Here is a 19,230-nt window from a genome sequence, read left to right on the forward strand (position 1 = left end):
GCCCGCCACGGCGTCGCGCAGCAGCCGGCCAGCCGCGCGGGCGCGGCGGGTGGCGGTGCGGGACGAGGCTTGCGCGGGCGTCATCATCCAATCCCTCAGCGGGTCTGGGCGCAGGCACCGCTGCCCGGTTCGAACATCACCGGCCAGGCTTGCTCGTAGATGCCCGGCGTGCAGCGCTGCTGGCAGTTGGCGTGCGCCAGCGTGATGCGGCGCGGGTCCTGCCAGACCATCAGCTTGCAGCCGCTGCCGTCATTGGCGCGCAGCTCGATACTCGGCTTTTTCTGGACCTGCCGGAAGTCCGCCAGGTTGAAGCTGCACGAGCCGCGCTTGCCGACCCACAGCTTCCACGACAGCTGCTGCACGCTGTTGTCCGACACGCGCAGCTGGGCATCTTCGCGGAAGCCGTCTTCCTCGGTGCGGCGGCAGTCGCCGACCAGGTCGATGTCGCGGCTGGCGATCGGCGTGGGGCGGCCGCCAAGGCCACCGGGCAGCGGGATGCAGCCGGCCAGCGCCGCAGCGAGCGCGGCTGCAGCCACCAGGCGGAAGGTGAGCGGGAGGCGGTTCATTTTGCCGGGCGGCGCAGGTGCCAGTCGGTCGCCTGCTGGAACGCGTGGGCGGTCTGCAGCAGGCGCGCTTCGTCGAAGTAGTTGCCGATCAGCTGCAGGCCCACCGGCATGTTGCCCTCGCCAAAGCCGCAGGGCACGCTCATGCCGGGCAGTCCGGCGAGGCTGGTCGACAGCGTGAAGATATCGGCCAGGTACATCTGCAGCGGGTCGGAGGTCTTCTCGCCCAGTTTCCACGCGACCGTCGGCGCCACTGGGCCCATGATCACGTCGCATTGCGCGAAGGCGCGCTGGAAGTCGTCGGCGATGATGCGGCGGATCTTCTGCGCCTGCAGGTAGTAGGCGTCGTAATAGCCGTGCGACAGCACGTACGTGCCCACCAGGATGCGGCGCTTGACCTCGGGGCCGAAGCCTTCGGCGCGGCTCTTCTTGTACATGTCGAGCAGGTCGCGGTACTCGGCCGCGCGGTGGCCGTAGCGCACGCCGTCAAAGCGCGACAGGTTGGACGAGGCCTCGGCGGGGGCGATCACGTAGTACACCGGGATCGACAGCTCGGTCTTGGGCAGCGACACCTCGACCAGCCTGGCGCCGAGCTTTTCATATTCGCCCAGCGCGGTGCGCACGGCCTGCTCGACGTCCGTCGACAGCCCGGCGCCGAAGTACTCGCGCGGCAGGCCGATGCGCAGGCCGGCCAGCGGCCTTTGTGCGCTGGCGCCACTGGTGCCGGCAAGCGGCTGGCCCAGGTAGCGGGTGAAATCCTCGTCCACCCCGCCTTGCGCGGGCGTGATGCTGGTGGAATCGCGCTCGTCGAAGCCGGCCATGGCGTTGAGCAGCAGTGCGCAGTCTTCGGCGGTGTGGGCCATCGGGCCGGCCTGGTCCAGCGACGAGGCGAAGGCGATCATGCCGTAGCGCGACACGCGGCCGTAGGTCGGCTTGATGCCGGTGATGCCCGAGAACGACGACGGCTGGCGGATCGAGCCGCCGGTGTCGGTGCCGGTGGCGGCCGGCGCCAGGCCGGCGGCCACGGCCGCGGCCGAGCCGCCCGACGAGCCGCCGGGCACGCGCGTGGTGTCCCACGGGTTCTGCACCGGGCCGAAGTGCGAGTTCTCGTTGGACGAGCCCATCGCGAATTCGTCCATATTGGTCTTGCCCAGCGTGACCATGCCGGCCGCGCCCATGCGCTCGACCACGGTGGCGTCGAACGGGCTTTCATAGTTGGCGAGCATCTTCGAGCCGGCCGTGGAGCGCCAGCCGCGCGTGACGAAAACGTCCTTGTGTGCGATGGGCACGCCGGTCAGCAGCGTGGCTTCGCCGCGGGCGCGGCGCTCGTCGGCGGCGCGGGCCTGAGCGAGCGAGCGGTCGGCGTCGACGTGGACGAAGGCGTTCAGGGCACCGGCCCGCCCGATGCGGGCGAGATACTCGCGCGCGAGTTCCTCGGCGGAAACGGAGCGCGCCGCCAGGGCATCGGCGAGCTGGCGCAGGGAAGTCACGGAATCAGCGGAAAAGGGCATGACAGTCGGAAGGCATCAGGGTGGCGTGCGTCGGTGCGGACCCGGCGGCAGTGGCGGCAGCGGGGGCGATGGCGGTCATTACTCGATGACCTTGGGCACGAGGTAGAGGCCGTTCTCGGTGGACGGGGCGGGGCGCTGGTAGTCCTCGCGCCGGTCGGATTCGGTCACGACGTCGTCGCGCAGGCGCTGGGCCATGTCGCGCACGGCCGACAGCGGGTGCGCCAGCGGCGTGATGCCGGTGGTGTCTACCGCTTGCATCTGCTCGACCAGCGAGAAGAAATTGTTGAGCTGCGCGAGCGTCTGCGCGGCCTCGGCATCGCTGGTTTCGATGCGGGCCAGGTGCGCGATGCGCTTGACGTCGGAAAGGTCGAGGGCCATGGCTTGGGTTCGGGTGCGTTCTGGTGCGAAAAGTGCGCGCTTGCGGCAGCCGCCGCCGGCTCATGCGGCGGGTGCGTCGCGCGTGCCGGGCGGGCGCCGGAGGAGCGCCCCGGGGTCATCGGAATTGCAGGTTTTTTCAGGCTCAATACGCCGGAATCAGCGGGAATTATAAGGTATCATTGCGTGCTCCCGACCGTTGGCAACGTCTTCGCCACATGGGCGCCTGACCACTTTGTCCAGGCGTCCGCTCGGTGAAGTTGTCGTCACTACGGCGGTTGCCGTCCCAGTTTGCCCGGCAGGGCAGCGGGATGTGTGCAAGCAGGAATCGCCTGGGTCCTCTGATTAGACCTCCCGCGGCATTGCCGGACATGTCCCGTCATGTCCCGTACATGTCCGATAAGCAACTTTCTCGCGAACTTTTCCGCGAGGTCTAATCAAAGGTTCCCGTAGGGCCGGTGCGCACGTCGCGCCGGTTGCGGCTGGCCGACCCCCATCCCCGGGCCAGGGCGATGGGCGGAGGGCCGCCGAGCGCCCCGGGAAACCGTGAACCATTACCCACACAAACGCATTTCGTGGCCGGGCCGCCCGCGGCGCCGGCCGCTTCGCATACTCGCGAACCAACAGAAAACAGGATTCCTGATGTTCGGATTTCTCCGCAGCTACTTCTCCAACGACCTCGCGATCGACCTGGGCACCGCCAACACCCTGATCTATATGCGCGACAAGGGCATCGTCCTGGACGAGCCTTCGGTGGTGGCGATTCGCCAGGAAGGCGGTCCCAACGCCAAGAAGACCATCCAGGCGGTGGGCAAGGAAGCCAAGCAGATGCTGGGCAAGGTGCCCGGGAATATAGAAGCCATTCGTCCGATGAAGGACGGCGTGATCGCCGACTTCACCGTGACCGAGCAGATGCTCAAGCAATTCATCAAGATGGTGCACGACACGAAGCTGCTGCGTCCGAGCCCGCGCATCATCATCTGCGTGCCGTGCGGCTCGACCCAGGTCGAGCGCCGCGCCATCCGCGAATCGGCGCTGGGCGCCGGCGCCAGCCAGGTGTACCTGATCGAGGAGCCGATGTCGGCCGCGATCGGCGCCGGCCTGCCGGTCTCGGAGCCGTCGGGCTCGATGGTGGTGGACATCGGCGGCGGCACCACCGAGGTGGGCATCATCTCGCTGGGCGGCATGGTCTACAAGGGGTCGGTGCGCGTCGGCGGCGACAAGTTCGACGAAGCCATCGTCAACTACATCCGCCGCAACTACGGCATGCTGATCGGCGAGCAGACCGCCGAAGCCATCAAGAAGGAAATCGGCTCGGCCTTCCCGGGTTCCGAAGTCCGTGAAATGGAAGTCAAGGGCCGCAACCTGTCCGAGGGCATTCCGCGTGCCTTCACGGTGTCGTCCAACGAAATCCTCGAAGCCCTGACCGATCCGCTCAACCAGATCGTGTCGGCGGTGAAGATCGCGCTGGAACAGACCCCGCCGGAACTGGGCGCGGACATCGCCGAGCGCGGCATGATGCTGACCGGCGGCGGTGCGCTGCTGCGCGACCTGGACCGCCTGCTGGCCGAGGAAACCGGCCTGCCGGTGCTGGTCGCCGAAGACCCGCTGACCTGCGTGGTGCGCGGCTCCGGCATGGCGCTGGAACGCATGGACAAGCTCGGCAGCATCTTCTCTTACGAGTAAAGCAGAAGGACTGCACGTGGCAATGCGCGGCCAGCCGGATCGAGCGATCAGGGCGGGGGCGCATCGCTCCAACCGTGGGGGGCTTCCCCCCATCCCACTCGCCGCCCTGACGTGTCGCACGCCCCGCGCATGCATCACACGGGGCGGCGGGCTGTTTCCGCCTGCGCCCGGGTAAATGGATTACTCCCCACCGCCGCTCTTCAAGCAAGGGACTTCGGCTGTCGCTCGCCTGGTCATGTATGTGGCCGTTGCGCTGGCGCTGCTGATCGTCGACGCCCGTTTCGATGCGCTGCGCACGGTGCGGCAGGTTGCCGCCACGGTGCTGATGCCGGTCGAACGCGTCGTGCTGGTGCCGCGCGACGCCGTGCGCACCCTGTTCGACTACGCGCAGTCGTCGGCCATGCTCGCCACCGAGAACCGCGACCTGCGCCGCGGCGCGGTGCAGCAGGCCGAAGCCTCGGTGCGCCAGGCGCAGCTCGAGGCCGAGAACAACCAGCTGCGCAAGCTGCTGGGCCTGGTGCAGCAATCGGCCACGCCGGTGACGACCGCCGAGATCCTGTATGACGCCCGCGACCCGTACAGCCAGCGCATCGTGATCGACAAGGGCAGCCAGCAAGGGCTGCGCGCCGGCTATCCGGTGATCGACGAGCGTGGCGTGGTGGGCCAGGTGACGCGCGTGTCGCCGTTCCAGTCCGAAGTGACGCTGCTGACCGACAAGGACCAGGCGATTCCCGTGCAGGTGGTGCGCAACGGCCTGCGCAGCGTGGCCTTCGGCGGCGCGCGCGCCGGCCAGCTCGACCTGCGCTTCATGGCCGCCGCGGCCGACCTGCAGCAGGGTGACCTGCTGGTGACGTCGGGCCTCGACGGCACCTATCCGCCGGGCCTGCCGGTGGCAAAGATCGTGCAGATCGACCGCAAGGCCGATACGGCGTTCTCGCGCGTCTACTGCGAGCCCGTGGCGGGCGTGCGCTCGCACCGGCAGTTGCTGGTGGTGCGCTATGACGCCGCTATGCCGGCCCGCATGCCGGTCGACGAGAAGGCCGAGGCGCCGGTCAGGGGTGCCAGGTCGGCCGCTGCCCGGGCCGCCGCGGCGAGTGCGGCCGCGGCCAAGGCCCCTGCCGCCAAGGAGGCGCAAGAGTGACCAATCCCCAATACCTGCTGCGGCCGGTCAATCCTGCCTTTATCGCGCTCAGCTTCGTGCTGGCCTTCCTGTTCAACCTGATGCCCTGGGGCACCACGCTGTGGGTGCCCGACATGGTGGCACTGGTGCTGGTGTTCTGGAACATCCACCAGCCGCGCAAGGTGGGCATGGGCGTGGCGTTTGCGCTGGGCCTGCTGATGGACGTGCACGATGCGCGCCTGCTGGGCGAGCATGCCATGGCCTACACGCTGCTGGCCTACTTTGCCATCACCATCCATCGCCGCGTGCTGTGGTTCACGGTCTACACGCAGGCGCTGCACGTGCTGCCGCTGCTGTTCGTGGCGCACGCGGTGCCGGTGGTGATCCGCCTGGCCATGGGCGCGCCGCTGCCAGGCTGGCCGCTGCTGCTGGCGCCGGGCATCGAAGCGCTGCTGTGGCCGATGGCGACCAGCCTGCTGCTGGCGCCGCAACGCCGTTCGGTCGATGTGGACGAGACCCGTCCCATCTGACGCCGCCGAGCGCCTCCCTTTGCTTCCCTTGTTGCATACCTGTCCGGGCCCCGCAGTACCATGACCGAAATCCGCAACGTCGAACTGGAAATCGGCCGCTTCCGCATCCGCGTGGCGGCTGCGGCGCTGTTTACGGTGATCTGCTTCGGCCTGCTGTTCTCGCGCTTCCTGTGGCTGCAGTGGTACAAGCATGACCAGTACTCGGCCAAGGCCGAGGACAACCGCATCTCGGTGGCGCCGATCGAGCCCAACCGCGGCATCATCATGGACCGCAACGGGATCGTGCTGGCGCGCAACTATTCGGCCTACACGCTGGAAATCACGCCGTCCAAGCTGACCGATACGCTCGACAACACCATCGAGGGCCTGGCCGCGCTGGTGGATATCCAGCCGCGCGACCGCCGCCGCTTCAAGCGCCTGCTGGAGGAGTCGCGCAGCTTCGAGAGCCTGCCGATACGCAGCCAGCTCACCGACGAAGAGGTGGCGCGGTTCTCTGCGCAGCGGTTCCGCTTCCCCGGCGTGGACGTGCGTGCGCGCCTGTTCCGGCAATACCCGATGGGCGAGTCGGCCTCGCACGTGATCGGCTACCTGGGCCGCATCTCGCAGCGCGACCAGGAGCGCATCGAGGCCATGGACGAGGCCAACGATGCCGAAGGCGTCAAGTACGATCCGCGCAAGGACGCCGACAACTACAAGGGCACCAACTACATCGGCAAGATCGGCCTGGAGCAGAGCTACGAGGCCGAGCTGCACGGCCTGACCGGCTTCGAGGAAGTGGAGGTGAGCGCGGGCGGGCGGCCCATCCGCACGCTGTCGACCTCGCCCGCCACGCCCGGCAACAACCTGATCCTGTCGCTCGACATCCGCCTGCAGCAGCTGGCCGAGGAACTGTTCGGCGACCGCCGCGGCGCGCTGGTGGCGATCGAGCCGGCCACGGGCGACATCCTGGCCTTCGTCTCCAAGCCGACCTTCGACCCGAACCTGTTCGTCGAAGGCATCGACTCCAACACCTGGGGCGAGCTCAACAACTCGCCCGACAAGCCGCTGCTGAACCGTCCGCTGCGCGGCACCTACCCGCCGGGGTCGACCTACAAGCCGTTCATGGCGCTGGCGGCGCTCACCACCGGCAAGCGCACCGCGGCCTGGGGCATGCACGATCCGGGCTTCTTCACGCTCGGCAACCACACCTTCCGCGACGACAAGCCGGGTGGCCACGGATGGGTCGACATGCAGGCGTCGATCGTGCAGTCGTGCGACACGTACTACTACTCGCTGGCGCGCGACATGGGCGTCAACGCCATTCACGACTTCATGAAGCCGCTGGGCTTCGGCCAGATCACCGGTATCGATATCGAGGGCGAAAGCCGCGGCATCCTGCCGTCGACCGAATGGAAGCGCAAGACCTACCGCAAGCCCGAGCAGCAGAAGTGGTATGACGGCGAAACCATCTCGCTGGGCATCGGCCAGGGCTACAACAGCTTCACCATCCTGCAGCTCGCCAACGCCATCTCGATCATTGTCAACAACGGCGCGGCGATGAAGCCTCACCTGGTGAAGGCCGTCGAGGACTCGGTCAGCCGCAAGCGCGCGCTGACCGTGCCCAAGGAAAGCTATCGCATCCCGCTCAAGCAGGCCGATATCGACGTGATCAAGCGTGCCATGGTGGCAGTGACGCACTCCGGCACCGCCGCGCGCGCGTTCGCCGGCGCCGCCTACGAGTCGGCCGGCAAGACCGGTACGGCGCAGACCTACACGATGGGCAAGAACGAGAAGTACAACCACCATGCGCTGGACGAGCGCAAGCGCGACCACTCGCTCTACACCGCATTCGCGCCGGCGGACAATCCCAAGATCGCGCTGGCGCTGATCGTCGAGAACGCCGGCTTTGGCGCCGCAGTGGCGGCGCCGATCGCGCGCAAGGTGATGGATTACTACCTGCTGGGCAAGTGGCCGGCGGAGCTGGAGGCATCGGCACCGCCCGAGTCCGAGCGCGTTGCCGGCCGCGCGCCGGTGGATACGCCGAGCGTCTTCACCACCGGCCAGACCGCGAGCATCGCCAGTGCAACGGTGATGTCGAGCGGCGGAGCGCCGGCCGGTGCCAGCGCCGTGGCCGCCAGCGCCGTTGCCGCCAGCGCGGCGGCGGTGAGCGCCGTGCCTGCGTCGGCGGCTCATGCGGCAGCCTCCGATGCGAAGGCGCCCGCGCTTGATCCCGCCGCCATCGCGCCGGCATCCGCCGTGCAGACGCTGGACGAGCGCATGCTGCAGGCGCTGGGCCACAGCAAGCCGCTGGCGCCCGCACCTGCGCCGGCCTCCGCACCGGCGGCCAAGGCGCCCGCGCCCAAACCACGCGTCAAGCCCGTCGCCGCCAGTCCGGCGGCCGGTGCCGACGTCACACGCTGAAGGAGACGCGCATGGATCGACGTCGCGTCCTGTCACTGATCAAGATGGCGTTCACCGGTTTCGACAAGCCGCTGGCCCTGATTGTCTTCCTGCTGTTCGCCACCGGCATCGTGGCACTGTACTCGGCCGCCATCGACATGCCCGGCCGGGTCGAAGACCAGTTGCGCAACATCCTGCTCTCGTACGTGGTGATGCTGGTGATCGCCTACCTGCCCTCGCAGACGCTGATGCGGGTGGCGGTGCCAATGTATACGGTGGGCGTCGCGCTGCTGATTGCGGTGGCGATGTTCGGCCTGATCCGCAAGGGCGCGCGGCGCTGGCTCTACGTGGGCATGGTGATCCAGCCGTCGGAGATCATGAAGATCTCGATGCCGCTGATGCTGGCCTGGTACTTCCAGAAGCGCGAAGGCGTGGTCAAGTGGTTCGACTTTGTCGTCGCGCTGGCGCTGCTGCTGGTGCCGATCGGCCTGATTGCCAAGCAGCCTGACCTGGGTACCGCGCTGCTGGTGATGGCGGCGGGCGTCTATGTGATCTATTTCGCCGGGCTGTCGTGGAAGATCATCCTGCCGCTGCTGGGCATGCTGGTGGTGGCGGTCACGCTGCTGGTGACATTCCAGAACGATATCTGCGCGCCGGGCGTGAGCTGGCCGGTCCTGCACGACTACCAGCAGCACCGCGTGTGCACGCTGCTCGACCCGACCACCGATCCGCTCGGCAAGGGTTTCCACACCATCCAGTCGATCATCGCGATCGGCTCGGGCGGGGTGGAAGGCAAGGGCTGGCTCAAGGGCACGCAGACGCACCTGGAATTCATCCCGGAAAAGCACACCGACTTCATCTTTGCGGTGTTTTCGGAGGAGTTCGGCCTGATCGGCAACGCCGTGCTGCTGGTGCTGTACCTGCTGCTGATCTTCCGGGGGCTGTTCATCGCCGCCAATGCGCCGACGCTGTTCTCGCGCTTGCTGGCAGGGTCCATTACGCTGATCTTCTTTACCTATGCCTTCGTCAACATGGGCATGGTGAGCGGCATCCTGCCGGTGGTGGGGGTGCCGCTGCCGCTGATGAGCTACGGCGGGACGGCGCTGGTGACGCTGGGGGCGGGGATCGGGATCCTGATGAGTATTTCCCGACAGAAGCGCTTGATCCAGACGTAATAGGGTAGAGGGGCGGCGACGCCCCTTTTGCTAAACTGCCATCCAAATTTCTCCGGTTGAAGCCAATGAACGCCCAAGAAGTCGCCGCCTACCTGCAGAGCAATCCAGAGTTCTTCGAAGACCACGCTGAATTGCTGGCCACCGTGCAGCTGACCAGCCCGCACAGCCACCGCGCGGTCTCGCTGCAGGAGCGCCAGATGGAAATCCTGCGCGAGAAGAACAAGGGGCTCGAATTGCGGCTGGCCGACCTGGTGCGCCACGGGCACGACAACGACCGCACCCAGCAGCGCATGCATGCCTGGCAGCTGCGCCTGCTGGCTGAAGCCGATTCGCACGCGCTGCCCTACGCCGTGCAGGACGGCCTGCAGCAGGTGTTCGACGTGCCCGCCGTGGCGCTGAAGCTGTGGGATGTGGCGGAGCAGTATGCACACATGGAAGTGGCCCAGGGCGCCAGCGAAGACCTACGCCTGTTTGCCGAAGGCCTGCGCGCGCCATACTGCGGCACCAACAGCGGCTTCGAGGCCGCCGGCCTGCTGGAGCACGACGATATTGCCTCGCTGGCGATGGTGACGCTGCGCGTGCCCGTGCGTGACGGCTCGGATGCGCTTGGCGCGGCCTTCGGCCTGCTGGTGCTGGGTTCGCCCGACGCCCGCCGCTTCCACGACGGCATGGGCACCGCCTACCTGGCGCAGATTGGCGAAGTTGCTGGCGCAGCGCTCAACCGCCTGCGCGACTGAGCGCAGACCTCCACCCGCCGGCCGCGCCATGACAACCCGCCAGCCGGATGCCACCGCGGACGAAGCTCCGCCGCCACGCGACCCGCTGGTCGCGTGCTACCTCGACTGGCTGGCCGGCAGCCGCAAGCTGGCCGACCATACCCTCACCAGCTACGGCCGGGACCTCACCGTGCTGCAGGCCCAGGCGGCACGCCACGCCCCGGGCATCGGCCTGCTGGCCTTGCAGACCCACCATATCCGCGCCTTTGCCGCGCGCCTGCACGGCGCGGGGCTGGCCGGCACCAGCATTGCACGCACGCTGTCGGCATGGCGGGGCTTCTACCTGTGGGCTGCACGGCACGGGCACGGCGTGACCGCCAATCCGGTCGATGGCGTGCGCGCGCCGAAGTCGGGCAAGCCGCTGCCCAAGGCGTTGTCGGTCGAACATGCGGTCGCGCTGGTATCGCGCCCTGCCGGCAGCGATGCCGCCGGCCTGTGCGACCAGGCTGTCTACGAGCTGTTCTATTCCTGCGGGCTGCGGCTGTCGGAGCTGGTGCAGCTCGACCTGCGCTATGTCGAAGAAGGCGGCTACCGCTCCATCGGCTGGCTCGATATCGCGGGCGCAGAGGTCACGGTGACCGGCAAGGGCTCGCGCCGGCGCACGGTGCCGGTGGGCAGCAAGGCTGTCGAAGCATTGCGGGCGTGGATCGCGGTGCGCGACACGCTCCTGAAACCGGGCGCCGCGCCCGAAGACGCCAACGCCCTGTTCCTTGGCCCGCGCGGGCGCCGCCTTGCCATGCGCACGGTCCAGTTGCGCCTGAAGGCGCAGGCGCTGCGCGCGGGGGTGCCGGCCGACGTGCATCCGCACATGCTGCGGCATTCCTTCGCCACCCATGTGCTGCAATCTTCCGGCGACCTGCGGGCGGTGCAGGAGATGCTTGGACACGCCAGCGTGTCGACCACGCAGATCTATACGGCGTTGGATTTCCAGCATCTTGCAAAGGTCTACGACAAGGCGCATCCGCGCGCCGGGCGGGCCAGGCCGGCGCCCAAGCCAACGGAAGCCGACCCGGCTGACGAAAGCGAAAGCGACTAATCAGCCCACTGCGCCAGCACGTCGCGGAAGCGCTCCATCTCCGGCAGCAGCCACGCGCGGAAGGCCTGCACCTTAGGCAGCTGCAGCGTGCCCGGCGCACACACGAAATACAGCAGCCACGGACACGGGATGCTGACATCGAACAGCCGCACCACGCGGCCTGACAGCAGGTCGTTATAGGCCAGCGACGAGCGGATCAGCGCAATGCCCTGGCCTTCTGCCGCGGCCTGCAGCAGCAGCGACGAATCCTCCAGCAACAGGCCCTTGCGCGGCTCCGGCCAGTCCAGTCCGGCCGCTTCGAACCACGGTTTCCACGGATCGCCCTCGCCGCGCAGCATCGACAGGCTGGCCATGTCCCGCGGACGCTCGGGCAGGCGCCCGCCGTTGTAGTTCGGGCTGCACACCGGGAAGAACACGTCGTCGAGCAGCTTCTCCACGTACAGGCCCGGATAGTCGCCGGTGCCCATGCGCAGGGCGATGTCGACTTCTTCATGGCTGAAGTTGACCAGCGTATTCGAAGAGAGCAACTCGACGTCCAGCTCCGGATGCCGTTCGATGAAGCTGCCAATGCGCGGCGTCAGCCAGCGTGCGGCGAACGACGGCATGGTGCTGATGGTGAGCCGCTTGTCGCGGTTGCCGGCCTGCAGCACGCGCGTGGCATCGGCAATCTGCAGCAGCGCGTCGCGCACGCGTTCCGCGTAGACGCGCCCCGCAGGCGTGAGGGCAACACGCTTTCCATGGCGCTCGAACAGCGGCTGGCCCAACTCCTCCTCGAGCGCACGGACCTGGTGGCTCACCGCCCCATGCGTGACGAACAACTCGGTCGCAGCCCGGGAGAAGCTCTCGTGCCGGGCCGCGGCTTCAAAGGCGCGCAGTGCGGTCAGCGCCGGCAGGCGGGGCAACTCGCGATGCCAGCCGCGCGGCATGTCCTTTTCCCATGCCCCTTTCCAAGCCATGATGGCCTCCGCTTTGTGAGTTTCTCTAACAAGAACAAGGAAAATATATCGTTTTGATAGTGCGTGGGCAATCACTAGAATTGATTTCACCGGCGCCCCACCGTCGCTGTCCTCAACTGGCCTGGTAAGCGAACCGGGCCAGTTTCGGGAAAACAGGATGGTTCGGCGAAGCCCGCCGAGGCCGGCAAAAGGAGATCCCACCATGAAAACTCTGCTCACAACGACAGTGTTCACCCTGAATCCTGGCGAAGTCACCGCGCTGTCTGTACACGCGGCCCAGCGCCTGCACGTGGAAGACGCCGCAGGCTCCGACCTGTGGATCACCCGCGAAAACGATTCCGAGGACTACTGGATGCGCTGTGGCGGGAGCCTCCTGCTGCGCCGCGGAGACGAGGTGGTCCTGAGCATCGATCCGCGCGCCAGGCGTGCGGTCAGGCTGGCACTGATTGCCGAGGCACGCCGTCCGGCATTCACGGCCGCCGATGTGCCGCACCTGGTGTATCGCATCGTGCGCCGTCTGGTTCGAGGCACGGAATGGACGCCCAACCAAGACCAGGTCACCGCCTCCTGACGAGGGCGGGGCATCGTCCGCATCACACCGGGCACGCGCGCACCTGCGCCTGGTGTGGTCACGTGACGCACCGGGCGATTCCCACGATCCAACCACCTGAGTAGCACAGGCAGGGGGCCGGCGAAAGCCGGCCCTTTTCGTTACACTCTCGCCATGCATCCGATTCAAATCATCGAGCGGGGCCGGGAGGACTACCAGCCCTGCTTCGACGCGATGCGCGCCTTCACCGCCGCGCGCACGCCCGAGACGCCCGACCAGGTCTGGCTGGTCGAGCATCCGCCGGTCTACACGCTGGGCCAGGCGGGCGATCCCGCGCACCTGCTGGCGCCGGACGACAGCATTCCCGTGGTGCAGATCGACCGTGGCGGCCAGATCACTTATCACGGTCCCGGCCAGGTCGTGGCCTACCTGCTGCTCGATTTGCGCCGCCGGCACCTGATGGTGCGCGAGCTGGTCCACGCGATCGAGCAGGCGGTGCTCGACACGCTCGCGGCGTATAATCTCGCAGCCGAACGCAAGCCCGGCGCCCCCGGCATCTACCTGTCCGACGGGCCGCACCAGGGCGCCAAGATTGCTGCGCTCGGCCTCAAGATCCGCAACGGCTGCAGCTACCACGGCGTCAGCCTCAACGTGCAGATGGACCTGTCGCCGTTCCTGCGCATCAACCCCTGCGGCTATGCCGGGCTGGAAACAGTCGACATGGCGACCGCGGGCGCCACCTTCGCGGTGGCGGATGCAAGCGACGCGATGCTGCCCGTGACCGCGGCACAACAACCCGAAATCGCACAGCGCCTGGCGGCTGCATTGTGCGAGGTGCTGGCAGCGCACGAAGCACGCGCGCCGGCGGCCAAAGAAGTTGCCGCCCCGGCTGAAACGAAGCAGCCGGGTGAAACGGCCCTGGCCTCCTAGTCAAAAGCGAAATGCACGCTGAGCGCGTGCGGAGAAATGTATGAGCGACGCCCTGATCGCCACTTCCAGCGAAGCCCCGCAATCCCCCGCGGAGCAGTACGACCCGACCCGCAAGCAGAAGTCGGCCGACAAGACCGCACGCATCCCCATCAAGATCGTGCAGGCCGAAAAGCTCAAGAAGCCGGACTGGATCCGCGTGAAGGCCGCCACCGGCAACTCGCGTTTCTATGAGATCAAGGACATCCTGCGCGCCAACAACCTGGTGACGGTGTGCGAGGAAGCGAGTTGCCCGAACATCGGTGAATGCTTCGGCAAGGGCACCGCCACCTTCATGATCATGGGCGACAAGTGCACGCGCCGCTGCCCGTTCTGCGACGTCGGCCACGGCCGCCCCGATCCGCTGGACGTGAACGAGCCGGGCAACCTCGCCCGCACCATCGCCCAGCTCAAGCTGAACTACGTGGTGATCACCAGCGTCGACCGCGACGACCTGCGCGACGGCGGCGCCCAGCACTATGTCGACTGCATCTCGCAGACGCGCGAGCTCTCGCCCGGCACCCGCATCGAAGTGCTGGTGCCCGATTTCCGTGGCCGCCTGGACAAGGCGCTGGACATCCTGCAGGCCTGCCCGCCGGACGTGATGAACCACAACATGGAAACCGTGCCGCGCCTGTACAAGCAGGCCCGCCCTGGCGCGGACTACGCGCACTCGCTCACGCTGCTGCAGGAATTCAAGCGCCGCAACCCCAACGTGCCGACCAAGTCGGGCCTGATGGTGGGCCTGGGCGAGACCGACGAGGAAATCCTCGAAGTCATGCGCGACATGCGCGCCCACGACATCGACATGCTGACCATCGGCCAGTACCTCGCGCCGTCGAACCACCACCTGCCGGTGCTGCGCTACGTGCATCCCGACACCTTCAAGATGTTCGAGGAAGAGGCCTACAAGATGGGCTTCACGCATGCAGCGGTGGGGGCGATGGTGCGGAGTTCGTACCACGCTGACCAGCAGGCGCATCAGGCAGGGTTTGCCTGAGGCATTGCTCTGATGGAAACAAAACCGGCCGGGATCACCCGGCCGGTTTTGTTTTGGGCGATGCGTATTCGCGTCGTCAGCCTCAGGGGTTTGGTCAGCGGAGGGTGACACGTCTATAGCCGATTCCTGATCTCCGGGCTGGGATGCCTTCAGGGCGCAGCGACGGCCCCACGTTCTCAGGGCGCCCATCGCCGGTGCATGCCCCATTTTCGGTCTAAGGTGAATCCCTACTGCCTGGGCCTCCTCAGTGTCGTTATGATGAATTCATCGATAAATTATCGATGAATTGCTAACGAGTCACATCGGGCACATCGTCCGCCTAAACTGTTAGCAGCACGTCTCCCGATGCTGCCCATGAACCCCTGCACCATCCATCGTCTCGCCGAGCAGGCCTTGCTCTACAGCGTGGCGCCGCCGGCGTCGCTCGATGTCCAGCGCCGCATCTGGGCCATGGCCGCGCGTGCGGCGGACTGGCGGGGCGTGGTCGATGTGGTGCCGGGCATGAACAACCTCACCGTGATCTTCGATGGCAGCGCCGATGTCGAGGCGCTGGAGCGCAACCTGAAGCTCGCCTGGGCTTCGGGCGAGACGCGCAATGCCACCGGCAAGGTGGTGGAGATCCCGGTGCGCTACGGCGGCGAGGACGGCCCGGACCTGGCGGACGTGGCGGCGCATACCGGTCTCAGCCCGCAGGAAGTGGTGCGCCGCCACGCGGGCGGGGAGTACGTCGTCTACTTCCTCGGTTTCCAGCCCGGCTTCGCCTACATGGGCGGGCTTGAGCCCGCGCTGGCCACGCCGCGCCGCCGTGAGCCGCGCCTGGCGGTGCCGGCCGGTTCGGTCGGCATCGGCGGCGAGCAGACCGGCATCTATCCGGCTGTCCTGCCGGGCGGCTGGCAGCTGATCGGGCGCACCGACGCCGAGCTCTTCGTGGCGGACCGCGATCCGCCTTCCCTGTTTGCGCCGGGCGACACCGTGCGCTTTGTCGCCGAGGAAATCGTCGCGTGATTGAAATCATCCGCCCCGGTGCACTGGCTTCGGTCCAGGATCTCGGCCGCACCGGCTTTCGCCGCTTCGGCGTCGGCCGTTCCGGCGCGATGGACCCGCTGGCCGTGACGATCGGCAACCGGTTGCTCGGCAACGCGCCGGGCTGCGCGGCCATCGAATTCACCCTTGGCCGCGCGGCGGTGCGATTTCACGTTGACATGCGCGTCGCGCTGGCCGGCGCCGAGTGCGGCGCCAACCTGGACGGCGTGCCGGTGTGGTCCTGGCATGCCTTCGACGTGCATCGCGGCGAGACGCTCACGTTGCCCTCGGCCAGGGGCGGCACGCGCACTTATCTCTGCGTGGCAGGCGGCATCGACGTCGAGCCGGTCATGGGTTCGCGCAGTACCGACCTGAAGTCTGGCTTCGGCGGATTTGCCGGCCGCGCGCTGCAGGAAGGCGACCGGCTGGGCGCGGCGCATCCCGGACTGGCGGCCGAAGGCGACTGGCTTGGCGTGCAGGCGCCGGTGTGGGCGATGCCCGCCGGCGTGCCCGGCAGTGCCTGCCCGATCCGCATGCTGCCGGGTCCGGAGTACGACGATTTCGACGCTGACTCGCAGGCCGCATTCTGGGAAGCCGACTGGACCGTCACCCCCAACAGCAACCGCATGGGGCTGCGCCTGAATGGCCCGGCGCTCAGGCGCGCGCCGGAACGCAGCGCAGACCTGCTCTCGCACGGCGTGGTGCCGGGCGTGATCCAGGTACCGCCGGCCGGCCAGCCGATCGCGCTGATGGCCGACGCGCAGACCACCGGCGGCTATCCGAAGATCGGCGTGGTCATTGCCGCCGACCTGTGGCGGCTGGCGCAGGTACCGCTGGGCGCGCCGGTGCGCTTCGTGAAGGTGACACTGGCGGAGGCGGCCAGCGCGCAGGCGGCGCTCGACCGCTACCTGCGCCAGATCGACCTGGCACTGCAATGGCAGGGCGATGGCATGACCATCGCCGCGCGCCGGCGCACGCGCACACGCGCAGCGGCGTAGGACACATCGCTAACCAGACAGATGGCGGGGCGCGAGGCACCGCACAGGAGAACGGCAATGCAAATCGACCTGAACGCCGACCTCGGCGAAGGCTGCGGCAACGATGAAGCGCTGCTCGCGCTGATCAGCTCCGCCAACGTGGCATGCGGCTGGCACGCGGGCGACGCGGCCACCATGCTGCAGACCGTGAAGTGGGCGATGGCTCACGGCGTAGCGATCGGCGCGCACCCGAGTTTTCCTGACCGCGAGAACTTCGGCCGTACCGAAATGCAGCGCGACCCGGAGGCGGTCTACGCCGACGTGCTGTACCAGATCGGCGCGCTCGCTGCGATCGTACGCGCGCAGGGCGGCCAGCTTCATCACGTGAAGCCGCATGGCGCGCTCTACAACCAGGCTGCGCGGGATTCCGCGCTGGCCGAGGCCATCGTGCGCGCCGTGCGCGACTTCGATTCCGACCTGATCTTCTTCGGTCTCGCCGGCAGCCTGATGATCAGGGTGGCGCGCGACGCCGGCCTGCGCGTCAAGGAGGAAGTCTTCGCCGACCGCGGCTACAAGCCGGACGGCTCGCTGGTCAGGCGCGGCACGCCTGGAGCGCTGCACGAGGACGAGGAAGTTGCCCTGAACCAGACGCTGACCATGGTGCGCGAGCAGCGCGTGCGCGCCATCGACGGCAGCTGGGTCCCCATTCGCGCCGAAACCGTGTGTCTGCACGGCGACGGCGCCCACGCGCTTGCCTTTGCGCGCCGCATCCGGGAACGGCTCGGCGCAGAGGGTATCGCGGTCCGCGCCGGCGCCTAGCCTTACGCGACGCCGGCATTTAACGCGGCCAGCCCCGTCGTGCTGCAAGACGGCTACGGGCCGCACGCCTCCATCACACTTCTCTGGTGTCTCTTATGGAACAGGCAGTCAACCTATGGCCCCTTATCGGGGTCGGCGTCATCATCATCGGCTTCGTGCTGCGCTTCAATCCCATGCTGGTGGTGGTGCTTGCCGCCATCGCCACGGGGCTGGCGGCACCGATGCCGGTCATGCAGATCCTCTCCGCGATCGGCACCGCGTTCGTCAAGGCGCGCAACCTGCCGCTGATTATCCTGCTGCCGCTGGCGGTCATCGGCCTGCTGGAGCGGCACGGCCTGCGCGAACATGCACAGGCGTGGATCGCGCGCATCGCGTCGGCCACGGTCGGCCGCCTGCTGATCGTGTACCTGGGCGTGCGCGAGCTGACCGCCGCGGTTGGCCTGACCAGCCTCGGCGGCCATCCGCAGATGGTGCGTCCGTTGCTGGCCCCGATGGCCGAAGGCGCGGCCGAGAACCGCTTCGGACACCTGCCCGAGCCGATCCGCCAGCGCGTCCTGGCGTTCTGCGCCGCCACCGACAACGTCGGCCTGTTCTTCGGAGAGGACATCTTCGTGGCGTTCGGCGCCATCGCGCTGATGCATACCTTCCTGCTGTCGTCGAATATCGACGTGGAACCGCTGCACATCGCCGTCTGGGGGATTCCCACCGCGATTTGCGCGTTCCTGATCCATGCCGTGCGGCTGAGGCGGCTGGACGGCTGGCTCGAGCGCGAGCTGGGCGGCAAGGCCGCCGCCGCCAACGTGGCCGCCAAGAGCGGGGAATAAGGAGCCAGCCATGATCATTTCCATCGAGTATCTCTACTGGCTGGCCGGTCTGGTGCTGGCGATCACGGCGCTGATGACCTTCGCCGACCGCGAGCATCCGCGCCGCCTGAGCTCCGGCCTGTTCTGGCTGCTGTACGCCATCGTGTTCCTGGCCGGCGACAAGCTGCCGCCGGCGGCGGTGGGCATCGGCGCCGTGGTGATGGCGCTGATTGCTGGCTTCGGCGGCGTCGCCCACGGCAAGCATGAGAGCCTGCCGGAAGAAGAGCGCCGCGCCAGCGCGCGCCGCCTCGGCAACAAGCTGTTCGTGCCGGCCCTGCTGATTCCGCTGGTGACCGTGATCGGCACCGTGCTGTTCAAGGACGTCAAGATCGCCGGCGTGCCGCTGCTCGATCCCAAGAATGTGACCTTCGTCTCGCTCGGCATCGGCTGCCTGATCTCGCTGGGCGTGGTGTGCTGGCTCACGCGCGACACCGTTGCGCAGGGCATTCGCGAATCACGCCGCCTCACCGATTCGCTCGGCTGGGCGCTGGTGCTGCCGCAGATGCTGGCGATGCTGGGCCTGGTGTTCGCCGATGCCGGCGTGGGCAAGGCCGTGGCGCACCTGACCACGGCCTACATCAACATGGACTACAGGCTGGTTGCGGTGGTGGTCTACTGCGTGGGCATGGCACTGTTCACGGTCATCATGGGCAACGGCTTCGCGGCCTTCCCGGTGATGACCGGCGGGGTGGGCGTGCCCATCCTGGTCGGCATGTTCCACGGCAACCCGGCGGTGATGGCGGCGATCGGCATGTTCTCGGGCTATTGCGGTACGCTGATGACGCCGATGGCGGCCAACTTCAACATCGTGCCGGCCGCGCTGCTCGAGCTGGACGACAAGAACGCCGTGATCCGTGCCCAGGTGCCGACGGCGCTGTGCATTCTGGTGGCCAATATTGCGCTGCTTTACTTCCTGATGTAACTG

At 67.6% G+C, this 19,230-nt stretch carries 19 protein-coding genes; 15 read left to right on the plus strand and 4 right to left on the minus strand.

All coding sequences use genetic code 11. The annotated features are described in order from the left end of the window. Positions 1–95 precede the first annotated feature (95 nt). The 3 genes from RM96_RS20380 to gatC all read right to left on the minus strand — a co-directional run bounded on the left by RM96_RS20380 (position 96) and on the right by gatC (position 2,452). Positions 96–566, minus strand: coding sequence for a hypothetical protein (locus tag RM96_RS20380; protein WP_039013226.1), 471 nt, complete (start codon positions 564–566; stop codon positions 96–98). Beyond that, the gene (gene gatA, locus RM96_RS20385) at positions 563–2,074 is read right to left on the minus strand and encodes an Asp-tRNA(Asn)/Glu-tRNA(Gln) amidotransferase subunit GatA (RefSeq protein ID WP_039013227.1); all 1,512 of its coding nucleotides are present in this window, start codon (positions 2,072–2,074) and stop codon (positions 563–565) included. Before gatA ends, RM96_RS20380 begins: the two co-directional genes overlap by 4 nt. A 78-nt stretch (positions 2,075–2,152) precedes the next feature. Further along, positions 2,153–2,452, minus strand: coding sequence for an Asp-tRNA(Asn)/Glu-tRNA(Gln) amidotransferase subunit GatC (gatC, locus tag RM96_RS20390; protein WP_039013228.1), 300 nt, complete (start codon positions 2,450–2,452; stop codon positions 2,153–2,155). A gap of 639 nt (positions 2,453–3,091) precedes the next feature. Here gatC and RM96_RS20395 point away from each other — a divergent pair. From RM96_RS20395 to RM96_RS20425, 7 genes are all read left to right on the plus strand, one after another. Continuing rightward, positions 3,092–4,135: a rod shape-determining protein gene (locus tag RM96_RS20395; protein ID WP_039013229.1), complete on the plus strand. Its 1,044-nt coding sequence runs from the start codon at positions 3,092–3,094 to the stop codon at positions 4,133–4,135. Between the two features lie 175 nt (positions 4,136–4,310). Next, positions 4,311–5,276: a rod shape-determining protein MreC gene (gene mreC / locus RM96_RS20400; RefSeq protein ID WP_039013230.1), complete on the plus strand. Its 966-nt coding sequence runs from the start codon at positions 4,311–4,313 to the stop codon at positions 5,274–5,276. Next, on the plus strand, positions 5,273–5,785 hold the full coding sequence (mreD, locus tag RM96_RS20405; protein ID WP_039013231.1) for a rod shape-determining protein MreD: 513 nt from the start codon (positions 5,273–5,275) through the stop codon (positions 5,783–5,785). Before mreC ends, mreD begins: the two co-directional genes overlap by 4 nt. 60 nt (positions 5,786–5,845) lie before the next feature. After that, a complete protein-coding gene (gene mrdA / locus RM96_RS20410; protein WP_039013232.1) occupies positions 5,846–8,185 on the plus strand; it encodes a penicillin-binding protein 2 in 2,340 nt (779 codons plus the stop codon). An 11-nt stretch (positions 8,186–8,196) separates the two neighbouring features. Continuing rightward, the gene (rodA, locus tag RM96_RS20415; RefSeq protein ID WP_039013233.1) at positions 8,197–9,339 is read left to right on the plus strand and encodes a rod shape-determining protein RodA; all 1,143 of its coding nucleotides are present in this window, start codon (positions 8,197–8,199) and stop codon (positions 9,337–9,339) included. Between the two features lie 65 nt (positions 9,340–9,404). Continuing rightward, the gene (locus RM96_RS20420; RefSeq protein WP_039013235.1) at positions 9,405–10,076 is read left to right on the plus strand and encodes a DUF484 family protein; all 672 of its coding nucleotides are present in this window, start codon (positions 9,405–9,407) and stop codon (positions 10,074–10,076) included. 28 nt (positions 10,077–10,104) lie between these two features. Beyond that, on the plus strand, positions 10,105–11,151 hold the full coding sequence (locus tag RM96_RS20425) for a tyrosine recombinase XerC (RefSeq protein WP_052279612.1): 1,047 nt from the start codon (positions 10,105–10,107) through the stop codon (positions 11,149–11,151). Here the strand turns inward: RM96_RS20425 and RM96_RS20430 are convergent. Beyond that, entirely contained in the window at positions 11,148–12,107 is a 960-nt protein-coding gene (locus RM96_RS20430) for a transcriptional regulator GcvA (RefSeq protein ID WP_052279613.1), read from the minus strand. The two genes, RM96_RS20425 and RM96_RS20430, sit on opposite strands and share 4 nt — an antisense overlap. Positions 12,108–12,309: 202 nt before the next feature. Here RM96_RS20430 and RM96_RS20435 point away from each other — a divergent pair, with 202 nt between their 5' ends. The 8 genes from RM96_RS20435 (at position 12,310) to RM96_RS20470 (ending at position 19,227) form a co-directional block, all read left to right on the plus strand. After that, positions 12,310–12,678 (plus strand): DUF2917 domain-containing protein, encoded by a 369-nt coding sequence (locus RM96_RS20435; protein WP_039013237.1) that lies wholly within the window; start codon positions 12,310–12,312, stop codon positions 12,676–12,678. Positions 12,679–12,831: 153 nt separating this feature from the next. Next, entirely contained in the window at positions 12,832–13,587 is a 756-nt protein-coding gene (gene lipB / locus RM96_RS20440) for a lipoyl(octanoyl) transferase LipB (protein WP_039013239.1), read from the plus strand. Positions 13,588–13,627: 40 nt separating this feature from the next. Further along, entirely contained in the window at positions 13,628–14,623 is a 996-nt protein-coding gene (gene lipA / locus RM96_RS20445) for a lipoyl synthase (RefSeq protein ID WP_039013240.1), read from the plus strand. 354 nt (positions 14,624–14,977) lie between these two features. Then, positions 14,978–15,628: a 5-oxoprolinase subunit PxpB gene (gene pxpB, locus RM96_RS20450; protein ID WP_039013313.1), complete on the plus strand. Its 651-nt coding sequence runs from the start codon at positions 14,978–14,980 to the stop codon at positions 15,626–15,628. Next, a complete protein-coding gene (locus RM96_RS20455) occupies positions 15,625–16,644 on the plus strand; it encodes a biotin-dependent carboxyltransferase family protein (RefSeq protein WP_039013242.1) in 1,020 nt (339 codons plus the stop codon). Before pxpB ends, RM96_RS20455 begins: the two co-directional genes overlap by 4 nt. A gap of 57 nt (positions 16,645–16,701) precedes the next feature. Further along, the gene (gene pxpA, locus RM96_RS20460) at positions 16,702–17,442 is read left to right on the plus strand and encodes a 5-oxoprolinase subunit PxpA (protein WP_039013243.1); all 741 of its coding nucleotides are present in this window, start codon (positions 16,702–16,704) and stop codon (positions 17,440–17,442) included. Positions 17,443–17,537: 95 nt separating this feature from the next. Continuing rightward, complete coding sequence (locus RM96_RS20465; RefSeq protein ID WP_039013244.1) at positions 17,538–18,266, plus strand: DUF969 domain-containing protein; 729 nt, start codon at positions 17,538–17,540, stop codon at positions 18,264–18,266. Positions 18,267–18,276: 10 nt separating this feature from the next. Next, on the plus strand, positions 18,277–19,227 hold the full coding sequence (locus RM96_RS20470; RefSeq protein WP_039013245.1) for a DUF979 domain-containing protein: 951 nt from the start codon (positions 18,277–18,279) through the stop codon (positions 19,225–19,227). The last annotated feature ends 3 nt before the right edge of the window (positions 19,228–19,230 follow it).

Origin of the sequence: Cupriavidus sp. IDO (assembly GCF_000812465.1) — a bacterium.
In the GTDB taxonomy this organism is placed as follows: domain Bacteria; phylum Pseudomonadota; class Gammaproteobacteria; order Burkholderiales; family Burkholderiaceae; genus Cupriavidus.